General features: G+C 37.8%; 22 protein-coding genes. 11 read left to right on the top strand and 11 right to left on the bottom strand.

What is annotated here, in order from left to right; translation table 11 throughout:
* Positions 1 to 10: 10 nt before the first annotated feature.
* The 7 genes from ACFX4G_RS17775 (at position 11) to ptsP (ending at position 8,392) form a co-directional block, all read left to right on the top strand.
* Positions 11 to 1,204, top strand: coding sequence for a bifunctional 3,4-dihydroxy-2-butanone-4-phosphate synthase/GTP cyclohydrolase II (locus ACFX4G_RS17775; RefSeq protein WP_097824380.1), 1,194 nt, complete (start codon positions 11 to 13; stop codon positions 1,202 to 1,204).
* 91 nt (positions 1,205 to 1,295) lie between these two features.
* On the top strand, positions 1,296 to 1,766 hold the full coding sequence (gene ribH, locus ACFX4G_RS17770; protein WP_013056007.1) for a 6,7-dimethyl-8-ribityllumazine synthase: 471 nt from the start codon (positions 1,296 to 1,298) through the stop codon (positions 1,764 to 1,766).
* Positions 1,767 to 2,207: 441 nt separating this feature from the next.
* Entirely contained in the window at positions 2,208 to 3,080 is an 873-nt protein-coding gene (locus ACFX4G_RS17765) for a hypothetical protein (RefSeq protein WP_097824004.1), read from the top strand.
* Between the two features lie 131 nt (positions 3,081 to 3,211).
* Complete coding sequence (gene glcT, locus ACFX4G_RS17760) at positions 3,212 to 4,060, top strand: glucose PTS transporter transcription antiterminator GlcT (protein ID WP_013056009.1); 849 nt, start codon at positions 3,212 to 3,214, stop codon at positions 4,058 to 4,060.
* A 271-nt stretch (positions 4,061 to 4,331) separates the two neighbouring features.
* Positions 4,332 to 6,386, top strand: a complete 2,055-nt coding sequence (ptsG, locus tag ACFX4G_RS17755) for a glucose-specific PTS transporter subunit IIBC (RefSeq protein WP_230184604.1) — start codon at positions 4,332 to 4,334, stop codon at positions 6,384 to 6,386.
* A gap of 18 nt (positions 6,387 to 6,404) precedes the next feature.
* Positions 6,405 to 6,671 carry a phosphocarrier protein HPr gene (locus ACFX4G_RS17750; protein ID WP_013056011.1) on the top strand — a complete coding sequence of 89 codons (267 nt, stop codon included), beginning with the start codon at positions 6,405 to 6,407 and terminating at the stop codon, positions 6,669 to 6,671.
* Positions 6,671 to 8,392, top strand: a complete 1,722-nt coding sequence (ptsP, locus tag ACFX4G_RS17745) for a phosphoenolpyruvate--protein phosphotransferase (RefSeq protein WP_377575944.1) — start codon at positions 6,671 to 6,673, stop codon at positions 8,390 to 8,392. The genes ACFX4G_RS17750 and ptsP overlap by 1 nt, the downstream gene beginning before the upstream one ends.
* Positions 8,393 to 8,433: 41 nt before the next feature.
* Here ptsP and ACFX4G_RS17740 read toward each other — a convergent pair whose 3' ends face one another.
* The 3 genes from ACFX4G_RS17740 to ACFX4G_RS17730 form a co-directional block, all read right to left on the bottom strand.
* Positions 8,434 to 9,120 (bottom strand): LrgB family protein, encoded by a 687-nt coding sequence (locus tag ACFX4G_RS17740; RefSeq protein ID WP_013056013.1) that lies wholly within the window; start codon positions 9,118 to 9,120, stop codon positions 8,434 to 8,436.
* On the bottom strand, positions 9,117 to 9,485 hold the full coding sequence (locus ACFX4G_RS17735) for a CidA/LrgA family holin-like protein (protein WP_013082263.1): 369 nt from the start codon (positions 9,483 to 9,485) through the stop codon (positions 9,117 to 9,119). The genes ACFX4G_RS17740 and ACFX4G_RS17735 overlap by 4 nt, the downstream gene beginning before the upstream one ends.
* A 484-nt stretch (positions 9,486 to 9,969) precedes the next feature.
* The gene (locus ACFX4G_RS17730) at positions 9,970 to 10,845 is read right to left on the bottom strand and encodes a LysR family transcriptional regulator (RefSeq protein WP_043979592.1); all 876 of its coding nucleotides are present in this window, start codon (positions 10,843 to 10,845) and stop codon (positions 9,970 to 9,972) included.
* Between the two features lie 241 nt (positions 10,846 to 11,086).
* Here ACFX4G_RS17730 and ACFX4G_RS17725 point away from each other — a divergent pair, with 241 nt between their 5' ends.
* Entirely contained in the window at positions 11,087 to 11,863 is a 777-nt protein-coding gene (locus ACFX4G_RS17725; RefSeq protein ID WP_013056016.1) for a hypothetical protein, read from the top strand.
* Positions 11,864 to 12,032: 169 nt separating this feature from the next.
* On the opposite strand, the gene ACFX4G_RS17720 is transcribed toward ACFX4G_RS17725, so the two are convergent.
* Positions 12,033 to 12,728: a GNAT family N-acetyltransferase gene (locus tag ACFX4G_RS17720; RefSeq protein WP_043979589.1), complete on the bottom strand. Its 696-nt coding sequence runs from the start codon at positions 12,726 to 12,728 to the stop codon at positions 12,033 to 12,035.
* A 144-nt stretch (positions 12,729 to 12,872) separates the two neighbouring features.
* Here ACFX4G_RS17720 and ACFX4G_RS17715 point away from each other — a divergent pair, with 144 nt between their 5' ends.
* Complete coding sequence (locus ACFX4G_RS17715) at positions 12,873 to 13,658, top strand: SDR family oxidoreductase (RefSeq protein ID WP_043979586.1); 786 nt, start codon at positions 12,873 to 12,875, stop codon at positions 13,656 to 13,658.
* Positions 13,659 to 13,694: 36 nt separating this feature from the next.
* Here the strand turns inward: ACFX4G_RS17715 and ACFX4G_RS17710 are convergent, their stop codons facing one another.
* The 5 genes from ACFX4G_RS17710 to ACFX4G_RS17690 form a co-directional block, all read right to left on the bottom strand.
* The gene (locus ACFX4G_RS17710) at positions 13,695 to 14,306 is read right to left on the bottom strand and encodes a nitroreductase family protein (RefSeq protein ID WP_025749407.1); all 612 of its coding nucleotides are present in this window, start codon (positions 14,304 to 14,306) and stop codon (positions 13,695 to 13,697) included.
* Between the two features lie 152 nt (positions 14,307 to 14,458).
* Positions 14,459 to 15,622, bottom strand: coding sequence for an aminotransferase A (locus tag ACFX4G_RS17705; protein ID WP_043979583.1), 1,164 nt, complete (start codon positions 15,620 to 15,622; stop codon positions 14,459 to 14,461).
* 96 nt (positions 15,623 to 15,718) lie between these two features.
* Positions 15,719 to 15,940 (bottom strand): IDEAL domain-containing protein, encoded by a 222-nt coding sequence (locus ACFX4G_RS17700; protein ID WP_013082268.1) that lies wholly within the window; start codon positions 15,938 to 15,940, stop codon positions 15,719 to 15,721.
* 203 nt (positions 15,941 to 16,143) lie between these two features.
* Complete coding sequence (locus tag ACFX4G_RS17695; protein ID WP_013056022.1) at positions 16,144 to 16,338, bottom strand: hypothetical protein; 195 nt, start codon at positions 16,336 to 16,338, stop codon at positions 16,144 to 16,146.
* Between the two features lie 113 nt (positions 16,339 to 16,451).
* On the bottom strand, positions 16,452 to 17,051 hold the full coding sequence (locus ACFX4G_RS17690) for a TetR/AcrR family transcriptional regulator (protein ID WP_043979581.1): 600 nt from the start codon (positions 17,049 to 17,051) through the stop codon (positions 16,452 to 16,454).
* Between the two features lie 296 nt (positions 17,052 to 17,347).
* On the opposite strand from ACFX4G_RS17690, the gene ACFX4G_RS17685 reads away from it, so the two are divergent.
* On the top strand, positions 17,348 to 18,253 hold the full coding sequence (locus ACFX4G_RS17685) for a chemotaxis protein (RefSeq protein WP_013082270.1): 906 nt from the start codon (positions 17,348 to 17,350) through the stop codon (positions 18,251 to 18,253).
* 49 nt (positions 18,254 to 18,302) lie between these two features.
* Here the strand turns inward: ACFX4G_RS17685 and ACFX4G_RS17680 are convergent, their stop codons facing one another.
* Positions 18,303 to 18,770 (bottom strand): YkyB family protein, encoded by a 468-nt coding sequence (locus ACFX4G_RS17680; RefSeq protein WP_013056025.1) that lies wholly within the window; start codon positions 18,768 to 18,770, stop codon positions 18,303 to 18,305.
* A gap of 255 nt (positions 18,771 to 19,025) precedes the next feature.
* The gene (locus ACFX4G_RS17675) at positions 19,026 to 19,538 is read right to left on the bottom strand and encodes a L,D-transpeptidase family protein (protein WP_377575939.1); all 513 of its coding nucleotides are present in this window, start codon (positions 19,536 to 19,538) and stop codon (positions 19,026 to 19,028) included.
* 109 nt (positions 19,539 to 19,647) lie between these two features.
* Here ACFX4G_RS17675 and ACFX4G_RS17670 point away from each other — a divergent pair, with 109 nt between their 5' ends.
* Positions 19,648 to 21,174 carry a Ppx/GppA family phosphatase gene (locus tag ACFX4G_RS17670; RefSeq protein WP_097823998.1) on the top strand — a complete coding sequence of 509 codons (1,527 nt, stop codon included), beginning with the start codon at positions 19,648 to 19,650 and terminating at the stop codon, positions 21,172 to 21,174.
* Positions 21,175 to 21,205 lie beyond the last annotated feature (31 nt).

The raw sequence follows: 21,205 nt of genomic DNA, 5'->3' as shown, positions 1-21,205 counted from the left end.
GGTGAAAGAGATGTTTCATAAAGTAGAAGAAGCCATTGAAGAGTTAAAAAAGGGAAAAGTGGTTATTGTATGCGATGATGAAGATCGAGAAAACGAAGGAGATTTTATTGCATTAGCCGAAAAAACGACGCCTGAGGTTATTAACTTTATGGCTACTCATGGAAGAGGATTAATTTGTACACCTGTTAATGAAGAAATTGCGCATAAATTGAACCTTCACCCGATGGTAGCGAACAATACGGATGTACATGGCACAGCATTTACAGTAAGTATTGATCATATTTCAAGTACAACAGGTATCAGTGCATACGAACGTTCTGCTACCGTTATGGCTCTTGTAAATGAAGCGACGGTAGCAAGTGATTTTCAACGCCCAGGACATATTTTCCCATTGATTGCAAAAGACGGGGGCGTTCTGCAGCGTGCAGGTCATACAGAGGCTGCTGTTGATTTAGCAGTATTAGCAGGAGGAAAGCCTGCGGGTGTTATTTGTGAAATTATGAATGAAGATGGAACAATGGCACGTGTACCGGATTTAACAAAAATTGCAGAGCAATTTGATTTAAAAATGATTACAATAAAAGATTTGATTGCCTACCGCCGCAAACATGACCAGCTTATTAGCCGTGAAGTAGAAGTGAGCTTACCTACGGCATTTGGTGAGTTTAAAGCTGTAGGATATACAAATAAACTTGATAATAAAGAACATGTGGCTCTTATCAAAGGTGATATTGATCATAATAGCCCCGTTCTTGTTCGCGTTCACTCTGAGTGTTTGACTGGAGATGTGTTTGGTTCTGAACGCTGCGACTGCGGTCCTCAGCTTCACGCAGCTCTTACGCAAATTGAAGAAGAAGGACGCGGCATTCTGCTGTATATGCGTCAAGAGGGCAGAGGTATTGGCTTACTAAATAAGCTAAGAGCATATAAGCTGCAGGAAGAAGGATACGATACCGTAGAAGCGAATGAAAAACTCGGGTTTGCTGCAGATTTACGAGAGTATGGAATCGGTGCTCAAATCTTAAAAGACCTTGGAGTCAAACAAATGAAGCTTTTAACGAATAACCCTCGTAAAATTACTGGGCTAAAAGGCTACGACCTTGAAGTGGTTGAGCGAGTGCCTCTTCAAATGCCGGCAGTGGATGCCAATAAAAAATACTTAGATACAAAAGCTAAAAAATTAGGTCATTTATTACATTTATAATTTTACACTTTTTTTCGTTATAACAAATGAAGCTAATTCATGAAAAGAAATGTAAATAACTATATATTAATACTAGCAGGAGGAACAAAAGATGAATCATTTATATGAAGGAAATTTAGTAGGCACAGGATTAAAAATCGGAATCGTGGTAGGGCGTTTTAATGAATTTATTACAGGCCGTTTACTTAGTGGAGCAGAAGATGCGCTCAAACGTCACGGCGTAGCTGATGAAGACGTAGACGTGGCTTGGGTGCCGGGCGCTTATGAAATCCCATTAATCGCCAAAAAATTAGCTGAATCTAAAAAATATGATGCAGTGATTACGCTAGGAACCGTTATTCGAGGAGCTACTCCACACTTTGATTTTGTATGTAATGAAGTAGCAAAAGGCGTTGCATCTCAAAGCTTACAAACAGGCGTGCCAATTATCTTTGGTGTATTAACAACTGAAACAATTGAGCAAGCAATTGAACGTGCAGGAACAAAAGCAGGAAATAAAGGATGGGAAGCTGCAGCATCAGCTATCGAAATGGCTAACCTTTCAAAAATGATTGAAGGATAATAGATACCATTCCAGTTTTTATAAGCTGAAGAGTTAAAAGAGGCTGAAACAAAAGTATGTTAGTTGAAGGAAGATCCGAACGATGAGTCGTTCGGATTTTTTCATTGGTAGGGTGAACGCAGGTTTCAGGTATGTAGTGGCTTCTAGATGTAGATTAAAAGGTCAGGCGAAGACTTCTGCGGGAAAGCGGAAGAAGTGTGCCCCCGCAGAAGCGTAGGCAACGAGGAGGCTCAGCGGCCGCCCGCGGAAAGCGAAGTCTTGCACGGAAATCAACTGCAGTGTAGAAAGCGATCTATACTGTCTCATGTATCCCGTTTGTTCGCCTTTAGATTGGATTGATGTAGTTTTGTCTCAAGCTCTTTTGAATAGAAGCTAGCTATGTATAATTTGGCTAAAACGTCTTACTCTAAGTAATAATTAGGTCGTAAAAGGGAGACGTCTATGCCTCATTATACTGCTTTTTTTGCATTGATTATTATCAGCACAGCCGTTTTGCTTACAGTATTCATACGTAAAAAAGATAAAAAGCTAGTCGTTTTGCTTTTTTTTATCATTGGAATGGCTTATGTACTAGAATATATTGTATTTGTGTTGTTTGAAAGTTACGATTACGATCCTGATTTTATGACCAATGAATATTTTGATAATTTGTTTGGGTCCTTAACTTCTCAAGCGTTTGCTTTTCCCATCATGGCTATGGTGGTAGCTGCTTATCAATTAAAATTTCGCTATATTTTATTCATTTCAGCTATGTTTATGGGGATTGAAGAATTATTTTTACACTGGGATATTTATACACATCACTGGTGGAAAACAGTTTATACAGGCGTTTTAATGACTATAGGCTTTAGCATTTCAAAGATTTGGTATGTATGGCTAACAGAACGGTATATGACATTTGTGCATTACGCTACATTTTTTCTCGGAACGCTCGCCATTACTTCTACTATTATGTTTATGCTGTTAGCATATTTTCATAATAATTGGTTTTATACGGGATGGTTTGCGTCCGCTACTCATGATTCCGTAAATGCAACGATGATTTACGTTTGTATTGTTACAATTCTCCTCGTTTGGAGTGTAGCCAAAGAATTTTTTGTTGGAGCTGGAATGATTATAGCGGGGCTGCGTATAGTAGATATTTTGCTGATTCACTATGGGGTGTTGCTGGTATCTATTACCACTTCACTTGTTCTTTTTACGCTTTTACAAGCGGGTGTATTCATTCTGAGCGTTATGCTTCAAAACTTTATTATGAAAAATTGTTATGGGACGAGCAAAAAAGACGTTGCGTTTCCAGTAAAGAACTACTAAGATAATACGTAACTCAAATAGTTTAGTTCAATAATATTTGAAACAAAGAAAAATGAATTGACGGTTATGCGTATTATTTGTAAGATAGGAAAGCAAATAATAGAAAGCCGAAACAGGGGAGTGAAGGATTCGTGAAAGAGTCCTTTTTTGTAGAAAAGGTACTTAATAATAATGTATTAATTGCTAAACACCTTACCTATGATGAAGTTGTGCTAATTGGGAAAGGAATAGGGTTCAATAAGAAAAAAGGCGATGAAATCGATGCAAAAGCCGTGGAGAAAATGTTTTTGTTAAAGAGTGAAGAAGAGCAAGAACAGTACAAGCAGCTTTTAGCGCAAGTGGATGAAGACGTGATTGAAATGATGAATGATATTGTAACGCACATTCAAAAGCGTGTTAACATTCCTTTGAACGAGCATATACACATTTCATTGACGGACCATATCGCGTTTGCGATAAAACGTTTTCAACAGGGAATGGGGCTTAAAAATCCATTTTTACTTGAAACCAAAGCTTTATATCCAGAGGAATATACGATCGCATCTGAAGTGGTAGAAATTATTAGTCGCAAAATAGGCGTGCAGCTTCCAGTAGGAGAAATTGGTTTTATTGCACTTCATATCCACAGTGCGCTGACTGAAAAAAACCTGCTGGAAGTGAATCAAGACTCGCAGCTTATTCAAACGATTATTAATGTGATTGAAGAATCGCTTCATCTGCAGGTAGACAAAGAATCTGTGCACTATATGAGATTGATTCGTCATTTGCATTTTGCGATTGATCGAGTAAAAACAGGAGAAAAAATAGAAGAGCCAAAAAAAATTGCTTTGCTATTGAAAGAAGAATATCCTCTGTGTTACAATGTGTCTTGGAAAGTGATAAAAGTAATGCAGCAAGCGTTACATTTACCTGTGTATGAAGCAGAAGCAGTTTATTTAACGATGCATCTGCAGCGACTTATAACAAAAACGGATTTATAAAATCATTTCAATACGTGTTACTGATACGATCAGGCATGAGTGAGAAATGAAGCGATGTGTAATTGGATGAGTGTATCCATTTATCGTTTCTTTTTCCTCATGCCTTTTTTTGTTATAAGAAAGCGCAATCATTTAAAGCTTAGGCTTCAGGACACCAGGAGATGTAAGGAGTTTTCTAGTTAAAGAAAGCGTTTTATGAAAGCGCGTTAATGATTCACGTATCAAATAAATAGCTTGTTGCACACTAAATATATAAAAGGAGGTAAGCGCCATGTTTAAAAAACTTTTTGGAGTATTACAAAAAGTCGGAAAAGCGCTTATGTTACCGGTTGCGATTTTACCGGCAGCAGGGATTTTACTTGGAGTAGGGACAGCGCTTCAAAACCCTACATTGTTGGATGCAGTACCGGCACTTGGTGCAGACTGGGTTCAATTGGTTTCAAATGTTTTGTCGCAAGCGGGTCAAATTGTATTTGACAACTTATCGCTATTGTTTGCGGTTGGTGTTGCCGTTGGTTTAGCTGGTGGTGACGGTGTAGCAGGTATTGCTGCAATCGTAGGCTACTTAATTATGAACAAAACGATGAGCACAATCTTAGTTGCTACAGGACAACTAGATCCTGACAAAATGGGTGCCAATCCAGCTTACACTAGCATCTTAGGAATTCCTACGTTAGCTACAGGTGTATTCGGGGGTATCATAGTAGGTATTTTAGCTTCATCCATGTATAATCGTTATTTCAATATTGAATTACCATCTTATTTAGGGTTCTTTGCGGGAAAACGATTTGTACCAATCATTACTGGGGTATTTTCAATTGTTTTAGGTGTTATTATGATTTTCATTTGGCCGCCAATTCAAAGCGGATTAAATGCTTTCTCTACTAACATGATTGATGCAAACCCAACTTTATCAGCTTTTGTATTTGGATTGATTGAACGTTCATTAATTCCATTTGGACTTCATCACATATTCTACTCTCCGTTCTGGTTTGAGTTTGGTGATTACGTTAATAAAGCAGGTCAACATATTCACGGTGACCAAAAGATTTTCTTTGCTCAATTAGCAGATGGCGTGCCTTTAACAGCAGGAACATTCCAAGTTGGTAAATTCCCGTTCATGATGTTCGGATTGCCAGCAGCAGCTCTTGCGATTTATCACGAAGCTCGTCCTGAAAACAAAAAATATGTAGCTGGTATCATGGGTTCAGCTGCTTTAACATCTTTCTTAACGGGTATTACAGAGCCGCTTGAGTTCTCATTCTTATTCGTAGCACCAGTACTATTTGCAATTCACGCAGTATTTGCTGGTTTATCATTTATGGTTATGCAATTATTAAATGTTAAAATCGGTATGACATTCTCAGGTGGGGTTATCGATTACGTTCTATTTGGAGTTATGCAAAACCGTACAGCATGGTGGCTAGTTATTCCAGTAGGTTTAGTTCTAGCAGTTATTTACTACTTCGGTTTCCGCTTTGCAATCCGTAAATTTAACTTAAAAACACCGGGTCGTGAAGATAAAGAAGAAGGAGAAGAAGATGTAAAAGTAGAAGCAGCAGAGCTTCCAACAAATGTTTTAGCAGCACTTGGCGGTAAAGAAAACATTACACATTTAGATGCTTGTATTACGCGTTTACGTGTATCAGTAGATGATGTGGGTAATGTTGATAAAAACCGCTTGAAAAAACTTGGAGCAGCTGGTGTTCTTGAAGTTGGTAACAATATTCAAGCTATTTTCGGTCCGAAATCTGACACGTTAAAAGGTCAAATTCAAGACATTATGAATGGCAAAACACCGGTTGTCACAAAAGAAGAGACAAAAACAATTGAAAAACCTGTTGCAACATCTGAAGCAGGAAGCGATAATGGTAATGATATTGTTTCACCGATTGAGGGAGAATTGGTACCTTTATCGGAAGTACCAGATCAGGTATTTTCACAAAAATTAATGGGTGACGGTTTTGCGATTATTCCGAAAACAGGCACAGTAGTTGCACCAGTGGACGGAAAAATAGTAAACTTATTCCCGACGAAACATGCTTTAGGTATTGAATCAACGACTGGACGTGAAATTTTAATTCACGTTGGTATTGATACAGTTAATTTAAAAGGCGAAGGTTTTGAAGCTTTAGTTGCCCAAGGCGATGAAGTGAAAAAAGGACAGCCTCTATTGAAAATTGATTTAGACTTTGTAAAAGAAAATGCGCCATCGACGATTACGCCGATCATTTTCACGAATTTACAAGCTGATGAAAAAATTGATATCTTAAAGCAGGGCCAAGTTTCTCAACAAGAAGCAAATATTATTAACATTTCAAAGTAAAAAGGAGATTGATTTAACATGGCACAAAAAACATTTACAGTAACAGCAGACTCAGGAATTCACGCACGTCCAGCAACAACTTTAGTACAAGCAGCAAGCAAATTTGATTCTGATATCAACTTAGAATTCAACGGTAAAACTGTAAACTTAAAATCAATCATGGGCGTTATGTCTTTAGGTATTCAAAAAGGCGCTACAATCACTATCTCTGCAGAAGGTTCTGACGAAGCAGATGCACTTGCTGCTCTTGAAGATACAATGAGCAAAGAAGGATTAGGCGAATAATGACAAAGGAAATTCAAGGCATTGCCGCTTCTAGCGGCATTGCTATTGCTAAAGCATTTCGTCTAGAAAATCCAGAATTAACCGTTGAAAAAAAATCAGTAACTGAAGTTGAAGCAGAAGTAGCACGTCTAGAAGCTGCGCTAGAAAAGTCAAAATCAGAACTTGAAATTATTAGAGAGCATGCTCGTAAAGAACTTGGAGATGACAAAGCAGAAATCTTTGAAGCTCACTTATTAGTTCTAAGCGATCCTGAACTTATTAATCCAATTAAAGATAAAATTACAAATGAAAATGTAAACGCTGAACATGCACTTGATGAAGTAGCGGCAATGTTCATTAATATGTTTGAGTCAATGGACAACGAATATATGAAAGAACGTGCTGCTGATATCCGTGATGTAACAAAACGTGTATTAGCTCATCTTTTAGGTGTAAACGTTTCAAATCCAAGCTTAATCTCAGAAGAAGTTGTCATTATCGCAGAAGATTTAACGCCGTCTGATACAGCACAGTTAAATCGTAAGTTCGTAAAAGGATTTACAACAGATATTGGCGGACGTACTTCTCACTCAGCAATTATGGCGCGTTCCATGGAGATCCCAGCTGTTGTAGGTACAAAAACAGTTATGGAAGACATTCAAAACGGCGTATTAGTAATTGTTGATGGTTTAGATGGCGAAGTTATCGTTGATCCAAGCGAAGAAACGGTAAAAGCTTACGAGAAAAAAGCCGCTGAGTATGCAGAACAAAAAGCTGAGTGGGCTAAGCTTGTAAATGAAAAAACGCTTTCAGCTGATGATCATCACGTTGAACTTGCAGCTAACATTGGTACACCAGAAGATGTAAAAGGCGTATTAGAAAACGGCGGCGAAGGCGTTGGCCTTTATCGTACAGAATTCTTATATATGGGCCGCGAAGATCTTCCGACGGAAGAAGAGCAGTTTACTTCTTATAAAACAGTTCTTGAACGTATGGAAGGCAAACCAGTGGTTGTTCGTACTCTTGATATTGGTGGAGACAAAGAGCTTCCTTATTTAAATCTACCAAAAGAAATGAACCCATTCTTAGGATTCCGTGCCATTCGCTTATGTCTAGAGATGCAAGACATGTTCCGTACACAGCTTCGTGCGCTTCTACGTGCAAGCGTATACGGTAATCTGAAAATTATGTTTCCTATGATTGCTACTGTTGATGAGTTCCGTCAAGCAAAAGCTATTCTTTTAGAAGAAAAAGCTAAACTTCAACAAGAAGGCGTACAAGTTTCGGAAGACATCGAAGTAGGGATGATGGTAGAGATTCCTTCCTCAGCGGTAATCGCAGATTTATTTGCTAAAGAAGTAGATTTCTTCTCTATCGGAACAAATGATTTAATTCAATACACGCTTGCTGCTGACCGCATGAATGAGCGCGTGTCTTATTTATATCAACCGTATAACCCAGCGATTCTTCGCTTGGTGAATATGGTAATCAAAGCGGCTCACAAAGAAGGTAAGTGGGTAGGCATGTGTGGAGAGATGGCAGGAGATGAGATTGCAATTCCAATTCTTTTAGGTTTAGGCTTAGATGAATTCTCAATGAGTGCAACATCTATTCTGAAAGCTCGTTCTCAAATCCGTCAATTATCAAAAGCTGATATCGAACCTCATTTAGATACAATTCTATCAATGTCTTCTACGGAAGAAGTTATTGAGTTCGTAAAATCAACTTTTCATATTGGATAATAAAAAGGTGTGATCATATATGATCACACCTTTTTTATCTTTTAAGCGAAAATAGTAGGCAGAAGCATATTCGCAAATAGCATTGTAAGAAGTGCTGCTACGATCATGCCAAGGCTAGAAAAAGTACCTTCAATTTTTCCGAATTCAAAAGCTCTTGCTGTACCTGTCCCATGAGAAGCTACTCCTAAAAGAAGACCTCTTGCTAGAGAAGAGTGCAGTGCGAGGAGCTTAATCAGTTTTGGAGCGACCATACATCCTACTACACCGGTTATAATCACAAACATAATGGTAATATTCGGATCTCCTCCTAGCGTCTGAGATACATTAACAGCAATAGGAATCGTAACCGATCTTGGAATCAAGCTATGAACCAGAGTTGATTGTAAATGAAACACTAATGCTAACAGCATGGAAGATATCATGGCGGCAAACGTGCCGAGCCCTACGCTTAAGCTGATTTCAACACGGTGTTTTTTGAGTAAATCAAAATACTTAAACATAGGAACAGCAAAAGCAACGGTTGCTGGTCCAAGCATAAAGCTAATAGCACTGGCACCTTGCTTATAATGATCATAAGAGCCATTCGTCACTAATAAGATGCCAATTAAAAGAATGGGGGCTAGTAAAATAGGGGAAACTAGCATAGACTTATATTTTTTATAGAGCACTTTTGTACCGACATAAACGAGCAGTGTAAGCGGAAGAGCAATCCATGTGAGTAATGTCATTTTAGCGAACCTTCCTTTCTTCTTGAAATATGTTCTGCAATGATTCCCGTTATAGACATCACAATAATCGTACTGATTGTGATAATAATCACAATCTGGATTCCAAAATGCATCAATACATCTCCATAATTGATGAGTCCAACGACGGCTGGTATGAAAAATAGTAATAGTTCTCCCACTAACAGTGTTCCACCTTGTTCAACCCAGCTTAATTTAATTACTTTAAAGTACAGTAAGAAAAACAGTAAGAAAAATCCGATGATACTACCTGGCACTGGGAGGTCAAACCATTGTGAAATACTTTCTCCTATTAAAAACAGAGCCGTTAGTAATAAAATCTGTAAAATCACCATAATCAGTTTCATGATTAGCCTCCTTTATTTATGTTTTTATTCATTCATTCCTAGTTTGTTGAGACAATAATGGAGTCGTCTATGCTGAAAAGACGACTCCATCATGGGAAAAGAGAAACTATTTGGATTTTGCAAATGGGGATACAACTTCAGTAAATGAATGCTACACACTTATCTTACAAAAAATCGACTATAATATGAAATATATAATAACTATGATAACTATTCTTTTTAGTTATAGTTGAAAGAAATCTCTTTACAAATGCGTTGGTAACCTTTTCAAAAAAGAGTTTGTGAAATATAAGGTCTAATTATTTAATAAAAGAGATGGAGACATGCCTAAATCAATTCAATTTAAAGACGAACCAATGGGATAAATGATTTAGTATGAATGACATGTTACACCGCCATGAAAAAAATCCGAACGAGTTGGATTTTCTATCAAGAATCAAACTCGTTCGGATTTTTAATTAAACTACTTTTGGTCTCCGCTTTGTTAAACTGTACTTTTAATATAATCAATAAAAGCCTGTGTAGCATAAGAGATATAGCGATCTTTTTTTACGATTAAAGCAATTTCCCACGGAATAGCATTCTCGAGATTAATTACTTTCACATGCTCCAAATCAAGCTTTTCACATAATGAATAAGGGAAAAGAGCAATGCCGAGATTAGCAGCTACCAGCTCTCCAATGAAGTCCCACTGAGAGCTTTTAAAAGCAATATTAGGTGTAAATCCATTTTTTAAACATTCGTTATAGACCATTTCATGCATGGTGAAGTCTTCATGAAAGGAAATAAGCGTTTCGTCTTTTAACTCTTTTAATGAAATCGTAGAATGCTGAGCCAACGGATGAGATTTATGAACAACAAGCTGTAGTGTTTCTCGGGCTAAAGGAGTCGTAAAAAACATGTTTTCATCAACTGGAAGTAAAACTACGCCCACATCCACTTCTCCTTGTTCCACAAATTTTTGCATTCTTTTAGCGCCATATTCCACTAATTGAATATGAATTTCAGGATATTGCTCTCGAAATGCTTTAATAATAGTAGGAAAAAACAATGTACCAACAATAGGGGGAATGCCTATTTTGATGGTTCCTCTTTTTAAATGCATTAAATCATAGAGGGAATCCGATAAATCTCGGAGAGAAGATAAAATACTTTCTGCTTGCTCGTACACAATTATTCCTGCATCGGTAAGCTGAACTTGTTTGCCAGCGCGATCAAACAAAGGTGTGCCGAGCTCTTCTTCTAATGATTTAACCATTTTACTGAGAGAAGGTTGCGAAATATGCAGCGCTTCAGAAGCTCTTGTGAAATTTTTATGTTTAGCCACTTCTGTTAAGTAATGCAAATGGCGAACATCCATTTTGTATACCTCCGTGTTCATACATGCTAATTAATAAGATACACACATTCTACCACATTCACAATCAGCTCTATACCTTTCTTTCCTATCAAATAAAATGATCAGTAGAAGAGGCAGTGAATACAAAAGAAATTGCCAACAATATATATTTACACATTGTTTATTTTAGAAGTATAATATATAAATCAGTAGAACGGTTACATATCGATCACAGAATCAATCAATAAGGTGGTTAGAACGGTTGAGTAAAGCAGATGAAATAAGAGATATCGTTTATATTAATGGCCATGTAAATAAAAAATGCTTTATTACATATGGAATTGAATTTAAAGAGTTTTATCATTCCCTTCCTACGCCGCTTGCAAATATATTATTGTTAAAGCACGGTTTTGAAGACAGTGATTACCATTACCAAACCCATATGGACTACGTAGAAGAAGAACAAATTCATCTTTTAGCAGAAGATGATGTTTATAATTATGGTGATTTTTGTTGGATTGATTTTGAGGATGTATCTTCGTTAGATTTGTTAGAACCTCAAGATATTGCAGCGCTGCTGTATTTAGGTCATTTAAAAAAACCGCTCAATTCGCCATTTAATAATAAACTCGGTAATCAATTTGTTTATTTAGCTCATGATGATGGATTTTATAACAAAATCTATTTTCGAGACGTATATGATATGAAGCATATTTTAAGCCGAATCATTCCGTTGAAAATGTCAGAAATTAAGCAAAAAAGATTTGTATTTAGAAGGAAGAAGTTAGAATATCCAATATTGCCGCTCGTGTTAGCAAATACGCTTCTTACTTTAACGAATGACGGTTTGTTTATTGATTTTGAACACATGGTGCAATCGCGTAGAGATATTAAAATTCCTTTGTATACAATCGGTGACTTTGACGACATGAATGAAATGTATAATGATCGGTTTGAGCACAAAGAGATGAGTAAATTGCAGGCGCATCTTGTTCTCACTCATAAAGAGCTAGAGTGGAGCATTGAAGAAGTTCAATAATCTAAAAAGAGGTTGAGACATAACTAAATGAATTCAACCTAAAGACGAACACATAAGATAGATGAGCTGGACTGCTAAAAGGAACGAAACAGATAAAACTATATTCACCATCACAAAAAAACGAACCACTAATCAAACGTGTTGATTAATGGTTCGTTTTTCACTTGGGCTAAAATATTTTTGTCCCAGCCTCTTTTTGAATAGCCGTATAAAATGGATTTTTCCATTCCATTAGTACAGCGTAGTTGTGTGAATCTTCATCTTCAATATAGTTTGCTGCGAGACCAATAGGCGATCTGCCACAGCGCATTAAAAAGGTCATAACCGGGTCGTAGAGAGTTCCGGCTGATACAAGGTTCATGTATTCAACGGGCGTGTACAAGGAAGACACTGATACGTATCCAGGGATGCGGCACCCGCCAAGCAGCCTTTCTAACTTGTAATGAATCACAACTTCATATAAAGACTGCAAAAGCAGCTTTCCAAGCCCCATCGATCGATGCGAAGGAGTGACGCATACGTCCACTACATAAAGCGTATTACCAGAAGGGTCGTGCGTATGAATATATCCGCTTCCTGTTACTTCATCCCATGTGTGAGCCTCATTTCCTTCCACTGAAACAATCGCGCTTGTGATAGATCCGCATATTGTCCCGTCTATCTCCACGCATAGCGCTCCATCCGGAAAAAGGGACACATGGTTATTTAACTGATCTTTGCTCCATAATAATTCAGAAGGGAAAGGAGGGGGAAAGCTTTCTTCTTGAATCCGAATCAACTCATCGAAGTCATTTGATGTATAGGATCGTACCGTACATGTTACAGGCTTATTTTGATGAAAGACAAAGCATTGCTTTTTATACACTGCTTTTTTGCCTCCTTTAAGTAATAATTTTCAGATAATTAAGTATACCATATGGAAAAAAGAAATTATTTCATATTTATTGAAGAATTTGACGAGAACGTGATAAAGTTAAAAAGATTCGAACTATTAGACGAGGTGAAAGAAATGGATGTTGAATTAAAAGGAAAAACAGCGCTTGTATTTGCGGCGAGCCAAGGGCTTGGCAAAGCGATTGCTGCCAGGCTCGCAGAAGAAGGCGCAAACGTTATGATTGCAAGTCGTTCAGAAGAGAAACTAATCCAAGTAGCGGAAGAGATTTCATACCTTGGAAGCGGACAAGTGTTACATAAAACGGCAGATGTCACGAAAACTCAAGATATTCAAGATGTTATTCAATATACAGTAGATACGTTTGGAACCATTGATATTTTAATTAATAATACAGGAGGTCCTAAAGCAGGGAACTTCCTTTCGTTAACAGATGATGATTGGAAGCATGCATTTGAGTTAAATCTCCTCAGTTATATTCGTATCATTCGTGAGGTAGTGCCCGTTATGAAAAAGAGCGGAGGACGTATTGTCAATATTGCTTCTTCTTCCATTAAAGAGCCAATTGCTGGACTTATTCTGTCAAATACCTTCCGTACAGGAATCGTGGGGCTTACCAAAACACTTGCTTCAGAACTAGCAGAGGACGGTATCTTAATTAACACGGTTGCGCCAGGAAGAATTGCAACAGACCGAGTGAAAGAGCTAGATACTACTCGTGCTGAAAAACTGGGAGTAGACGTTTCAGAAATTGAAGAAGAGATGAGAAACCAAATTCCTCTTAAACGCTACGGTCAGCCTGAAGAGTTTGCAAAAGCCGTTGCTTTCTTTGTCTCGGGAGCGAATTCATATATGACAGGCCAGTCGTTTCTAATCGACGGAGGCATGGTGAAATCCATTTAGTTACATAGAAAAACCCTGCAGCCGCAGGGTTTTTTGTTAAATCCAAGTTGTAACTTGATCCAATGGTAAACGGTCGCTAGCGTGTGCTTCTTTAGCCGCTTTTCCAACTGAGATAAGCATAACCGGAATGTATCGATCCTCAATTTTAAATTCTTCTACAAATTTTTGAGCGTTAAATCCGCCCATTGAGCAAGTGTCTAATCCTTTTGCTTTTGCTGCAAGCATGAATGTCATAGATGCAAGAGAAGCATTCGTAAACGCTGCATCGCGGGCGAAAGCACCGTTTTTATAAGCGCCGTTAATTTGTCCTGACAAAATATTTTTTACGTCTTCTGTCATGTGACCTGCTTCGACTAGTGGGTTGTACACGTCATCTACATTTTTATTGGCTTCTAAATCACCTAAGACAGCTACTACAGCGCCTGCTTCTGTAATTTGTTTTTGGTTGTAAGCAATTGGAAGTAGACGTTCTTTCGCATCTTGGTCTGTAATAACAACGAAATGCCAGTGCTGTAAGTTCCAAGCTGATGGTGACTTCACTGTTGCTTCTAAAAGTTCCGTTAATTCTTCTTTGCTTAATTTAGCTGAAGAGTCATATTCTCGAATCGATGTACGTTCATTTACCACATCAAAAAAATCTTTTGTCATAATAAAAACCTCCGTTAAAAGTATGTATTTCTTTAGTGAATCGATGCACATTTTATAATGATACACTATTGAAGTCAATTTATATGCTTCTAGTATACCCGCTCTTATGTGCTGTCACTCACAAAAAAATGCATACACTTCTTACCATCGGCTTAGCGTGATTGACGAGATGTAAGATAAGCTTCAATTCGATCACAGGCTTCACGCAGCGTGTTCATGGAATACGCATACGACAGGCGTACATATCCTTCACCGTGGGAAGAAAAAGCGCTGCCGGGTACTAGTGCAACACCTGCTTCTTTTACCAACTCCAGGGCAAAATCAAATGAATTGCTGTGGAAGTTCTGAATAGAAGGGAAGATATAAAAAGCACCCGTCGGCTTTTCTACGTCAAATCCCATGTTTACTAATCGGTCATACACATAATTCAACCTTTGTTCGTATTCTTTTTTCATATCCACCGCATCGTTTTTACCTGCTGTCAGTGCCTCGAGTGCAGCTGCTTGAGAGACAGAAGAAGCACAGCTCACGTTGTATTGATGAACTTTTAAAATATGTTTGGCTAAATAAGAAGGAGCAAATAAAAGGCCAATTCGCCAGCCTGTCATAGAATGAGACTTTGATACTCCGTTAATAACAATTGTTTTCTCTCTCATAGAGGAAATAGAGGCAATGGACTGATGTTTTTTATCAAAAACGAGCTCGCTGTATATTTCATCAGATAGTACAAAAATATTTTTATCGCTTAAAAGAGCGGCAATTTCTTCTAATTCTTGCTGTGACAACGTCACGCCTGTAGGGTTAGACGGATAAGGTAAGATGACGCATCTTGTTTTAGACGTCAGATGTTGTTGGATTAAATCCGCTGTTAGTCGAAATCCTGTTGCGGTTGTATCAATATGTACAGGTTTAGCGCCGTTTAACCGGATAAGCGGTTCGTACCCTGGGTAAACAGGTCCAGGTAAAATAACTTCAGAATCTTCTTCTAAAATGGTGCGAAGAGCAATGTCAATTGCTTGACTAGCTCCAATGGTCACAATCACTTCATCCGCTGGGTTATAGTGCAAGTCATATTTTTCTTTGACAAATTGAGCTGCTGCCTCGCGCAGTTCTATTGTTCCAGCATTGTGGGTATAAGAAGTTTGGTTACCATCAATTGCAGATTTTGCCGCTTCTTTTACATGCTGTGGTGTTAAGAAGTCAGGTTGTCCAATTGTGAGGGATAAAACATCTTGGTATTGTGAGACCATATTATAAAATGTACGTATTCCTGATAGTTCAATTTCTTTGACACGTTTATTGATTAAGTGCTCCATGGTTTCAAATCCTTCCGCGTATTTTCAACTCATTTTATCACAATGAAAATAGGTAAAAAACCACTATTTGCGCATTTTGCAAATAGTGGTTTTAAGTTAGGCGTTATATAGCTTATTATAAGCAGTTGTTAGTTCATAAAATTGTTCTTCGTCTCTGTTATCTAACGCATCGTCGATAAGAGATTTCAAATGCTGTTTATTAAAGTTTGTACTCATAGTCGTTAAAATACGATCAGCTTCTTTCGCGTAATAGTGTTGGTAAGGTGTGTACTGAGATGAGTGAGGATAGTGATTCATATTTTTTCGATAAGAACTCATAACATAAACCTCCTTTTTTAAAATAAAACGCAGCTTCTATTACTTGAAATGTACCCTTTCTATATAGTTGTTAACCCTGTTTTTAGCTGCGAATGTGCTGAGGTATGTGTTAGGAAATCAGAGATTCCTCGCTTCACGTTCAATTCTAGATTCAAAATAATAAGCGCATAAAAAGACCTGCATATATATGCAGGTCTTGTATATTAGTCAGTGTGTATTTGGCCTTCACGCCAATAAACGGGGGAAACGTAGCCAAAATCAACTTCATGATCGTCCAATGTTACAACGCAGTGATCAGAGCCTTCTTGTTCTTTAATATCTTGATATACAGCTTCTTCTACGTTTTCAATAATGGTCATTTCATTATCGTCATTAAAAAGAATGACGGAGCCTTTCATATTACGAACACCTTCTTTTAAGATTATTCATTCACTTTGTGTAGTATAAACCGTTTTGGCTGTAGAGTCCACAGCTATCTTCGATTTCTTGTTAAAAATTTGTGAACAGGCTTTTAGGAATGAATAAGAAACCCTCTAAATAGAAGAGTAACCGACTTGTCTATTCTTTCTTGAAGGGTAGCAGAGTCGGGTTGGTTGGTACACCAGTAAAGAAGTGTGCCAAAAAAATTAAGTATAGCAATAGAAGCCATTTCTTCGGCAGGGATATCGACTATAAGTTCACCTCGGTCTTGTCCTGTTTGAAAAACTTTTGTAAAATGAGCACGCATTTTTTCAATTTGAAGAATTTCGGATTGTTGAAAGGAACTGTTGGTAATAGCAATATGAAACCAAGAACGGATTAGGTGAGGGTTCGCTTCTTCGTTTGATTGTGCTAGTAATAAAAACAGTTGTTTAACAATGGCAGCAGTTGGTTCTTCTGTTTGAAGGAGCTGTTCTAATTTGTAGGAGATACGGTTTGTAAAATTAATTCCAAGGTAGTGAAGAACTTCTTCTTTTGTTTTGAAGTAATTAAAAAATGTTCCCTTTGCTACACCCGCTTCATGGGTAATTTGAGACACAGTCGTTTTTTGATATCCCTGCTGTTGGAATAAAGAGATAGCGGCTTTTTGGATGCGTTTTTTTGTTTCTTCTTTTTGTAAGCCTCTGTTCATAAATTACACCTCGTTCGAATAGGAGTAGTCGTTTGACTCAAGTTCATAAGCTAGTATAGAGAAGTAAAGTAGAGCAATTAAAAAACTGAGCAGAGGATGAGACAAAAGGGATCGATGCTCATGTTTTTATATAGTATATAATATTCTGTTAATTCATAAAACAATATTTTATGTATATGTTTTAGGGAAAAAGGATAACAAAATAAGAAAATTTTTCTTTACGGATATAAGAGCCGGTCACTATAATGGGAAATATGGACTATTAGATAAGCAGGTGAGATGAGAGGAGTAAGTATATGAATCCAGATAAAGGAATACTGTTGGAAAGTGGTACAAACGAACTGGAAATTGTCGAATTTGAGATAGGAAATGTTTGGTTTGGCATTAATGTAGTAAAAGTTAGAGAGATTATTAATCCCGTATCTATTACACCTGTTCCCAATGCGCATTCTTACATAGAAGGTATTATAGAGCTAAGAGGGGAAGTACTTCCTGTTGTTGACATAGCAAAAGCGTTAAAAATGGAACCTTCAAATACGCCTGAAAAAGATAAGTTAATTGTTACAGAGTTCAATCAGCAAAAAATTGTCTTTCATACCCATGCAGTGACGCAAATTCACCGTATTTCTTGGAAAGAAATTGAGAAGCCTTCAGATTTGTATCAAGGTTTGGAAACGCAGATTACTGGAGTGGTAAAATTAAACGGTCAAATGATTCTGCTGTTAGACTTTGAAAAGCTGATTTCTGACGTGAACCCTGATGCGGGTATTAATCAGTCGAAAATCAAAAAGCTAGGGGCTAGGGAACGCTCTAATAAAAAGATTGTCGTGGCTGAAGACTCACCGCTGCTGCGCCGAATGATTGAAGATACTCTTGCACAAGCAGGTTATGAGAACACGGAATTTTTTGAGAACGGTGAGGAAGCGTGGAACTATCTGAGCTCAGTGATCGATGAAGGTGTGGAAATCAGTGATCAAGTCCAGCTGCTTATTACAGATATAGAAATGCCGCAAATGGATGGGCATCATTTAACTAAAAAAGTGAAAGAAAATCCTCAGCTTTCTATACTTCCAGTCATTATCTTCTCTTCTCTTATCACAGAAGATTTACGTCACAAGGGAAAGATGGTAGGAGCGGAAGGACAAGTAAGTAAGCCGGAAATCGGAGAGCTTGTTGAGTTGATCGATCTCTATATTTTGTAGGATCACAAAAAAGTGCCTGAAAGCAGATTGCTCCACTTCAGGCACTTTTTTAAAAATAACTTTTACCCAGCGGTTTAAACACAGGTGCTTGCCGTTTTCTTGGAGTCGAAACAGGGCTTTTAGCCGGCTGTACGAGATGACCCGTATATTTAGATAATAAGCGCTTCGCATAAGATAATGACATAGTCGTTTTGGGATTTCGATACTGATGGTTTAAATGGCCGAGGTGTGATAACTCTTTGAAGTCTTCTTTCTTTGGAGGCATATGGAAAAAGTAGTCTCCAACTGATACAAGTACATCTGATTTTTGTTGACTTTTACCAGGGTTTGGCGAAAAGTGAAGTCCTTCTTTTTTGGCTTTTCCTTCTAAAATTAGTTGATCTAATGCAATTTTCTTTAACGTATATAACTGCTTAGGATCAGGAGCAGCTTTTGCGTGACGATTTACAGTGAAAATAGCTTGTGCAATCTCAGATACAGACGGGGTCAAAGAGCCTTGTCCATTTGCTTGAGACATACGTTCACTCCCTTTCTATCATATCAGCTGTTCAACCTATAAGGTGAAAGCTGATACGTTCATTATAGCGTGTCTTGTCCCATTTGAAAATAATTACACGAAGAAGTATTTTGGTAATTAATGAAATTTCCTATGTATAGGGTTTGTTTTGTTACGCTTCCTTATACAAGTAAAGTGGAACAGCACGCCATACTTTTTATTTTAAAAAAAATGCTGTTCCCACAGTTAAACCATCATTGATTAGTAAATCCCGAACTATTGAGCCATTCGTCGAGAAGGTCGAATATAAACACCAGTCCCATTTGGCACAATTTGAGCTAGCTCATTTACTTGGGCATTATACATGCGAATGCATCCTTTGGATACGGCTTTTCCAATAGAACTTGGATCATTTGTTCCGTGAATGCCATATGACTTTTTAGACAAGCTTAGCCACATTGTGCCAAAAGGCCCCTCGGGGTTTGGCTCCCGGTTAACGATAACAAAGTCTCCAGTAGGGGTTGCGCTCAGCATTTTTCCTGCTGCAATGGGATAGACTTTTTGTATGATATTATTTCTTCGTAATTCAAGCTGCTTTTCAGCAATAAACACGTGGATCGTGTAAGGAATGAGCTCTTTATCAGGGAGGTTTGGAATGATGATTACTTGCCCAGGCTTCAGCGTACTATGGCTTACAAAAGGATTAGCCATCCACAGATCTTCAACCGGAGTCCGGTAGTCACCTGAAACGCTTTGCCAGGTTTCACCGCGCTTTACTATATATCTCATTAACTTCGCTCCTTTGATATATGACTATGTTGTAACAGTATACGGTTGAAAAAAGTAAAAGTGACTTTTGTGAGCATAAAGTTATTTTGAAAAAGGTGTTGAAATTACATTGACTTATAAACATGGACTGATTGATATAGGTTCAAATACGATACGCCTTGTTATTTATGAATACAAAAAAGGCAGAGGATTTAAGCAAATTGAAAACGTGAAAGTAGCTGCACGGCTTCGAAATTATTTAAGTAAAGAAGGAGTGTTAACGGCTAAAGGAATATATACCTTGCTTGATACGCTTAAAACATTTGGAGTTATTATCAAGCATCAGCAGCTGCCGCACGTTACCTGTGTGGCCACAGCTACCATCCGTCAAGCGGCTAATGCAAAAGAAGTTCTAGCGCTTGTAAAAAAAGAAACGGGCTTTTCTATTCAACTATTGTCTGAAGATGAAGAAGCGTATTACGGCTTTGTTGCCGTTATTCATTCCACTTCGATCGAAGAAGCCATTACAATTGACATTGGCGGGGGAAGTACGGAAGTTACGTATTTTCGCAATCGGGAGTTAGTGCAGTACCACAGCTTTCCGTTCGGTGCCTTATCTCTGCGTCTGCAGTTCGTCAAAGGCAATATTCCCACTGCAGAAGAAAAAGTAAAAATCCGCGATTTCGTGATCCGGCATTTCCATACTGTTCCGTGGATTTTAAATCGCCAAGTTCCGATTGTAGCAATTGGAGGAAGTGCAAGAGGTATGGTGCAGGTGCATCAAGGTTTTATCCACTATCCTCTCGCCGGGCTGCATCAATATGAAATGAACTTAGCTGATATATTGCATGTGAAATCTGCTATAGGCTCATTGTCTTATCACAATCTTCAAAAGCTAGACCGCTTGTCAAAAGATCGTGCGGATACAATTTTGCCAGCGATTGAAGTATTTCAATTATTATATGAAACAGTCAACGCGACTCGCTTCATCTTAAGCCGCAAAGGCTTAAGAGAAGGGGTGTTATTTAAGGAAGCGTCTGATGCTAATATCCAGCCAATGTACCCCGATGTCATACAGCAAAGTTTTCAAGAAATAATGGAAGAGTTTGAAGTAAATAAAGATTATGTCAAACAGCTTACCCGCACAGCTATTATGATGTTTCAGCATCTTAAGGAGCAGGGAACGGTTGATTTAAAAGAGGATGACTTAGCGCTTCTTATAAAAGCTGCGCAAGTGTATGATATAGGAGAGTATATTGATGCCGAATCAAGCAGCCAGCATACGTTTTATGTGCTTGCTAATCGTACAATCGATGGAATTTCACATAGAGAACGTTTAAAGCTGGCACTTGTTTCTTCATATAAAGGAAAGTCTTCTTTTAGGCAATATGTTGCTCCTTTTAAAAAGTGGTTAACAAAAGAAGAACAAAAAAAAGTCCAGCTGCTCGGTGCGGTTTTAAAAATAGCTGACGGTTTACATGCAACAAAGCGAAATGTTATTCAACATATTGACATGAAAAGCGATGAAAACACAGTTACGATTAAACTATTATGTACAAAAAACTTTCGTCCTGAACAATATCAGGCTGAAAAACAGAAAAAGCATCTAGAAAAAGTAGTGAAAAAAAATATTGTTCTTGAATTTGCTAAGCTTTAGAATAACGCTGAATCGGTTAGAATATTCAGTA

The sequence above is a fragment of the Priestia sp. YIM B13486 genome (assembly GCF_042787865.1).
GTDB classification, from domain to species: Bacteria; Bacillota; Bacilli; order Bacillales; family Bacillaceae_H; genus Priestia; species Priestia megaterium.
Note: the sequence above shows the minus strand (reverse complement) of the source record. Positions and strands in the feature narration are given on the sequence as shown.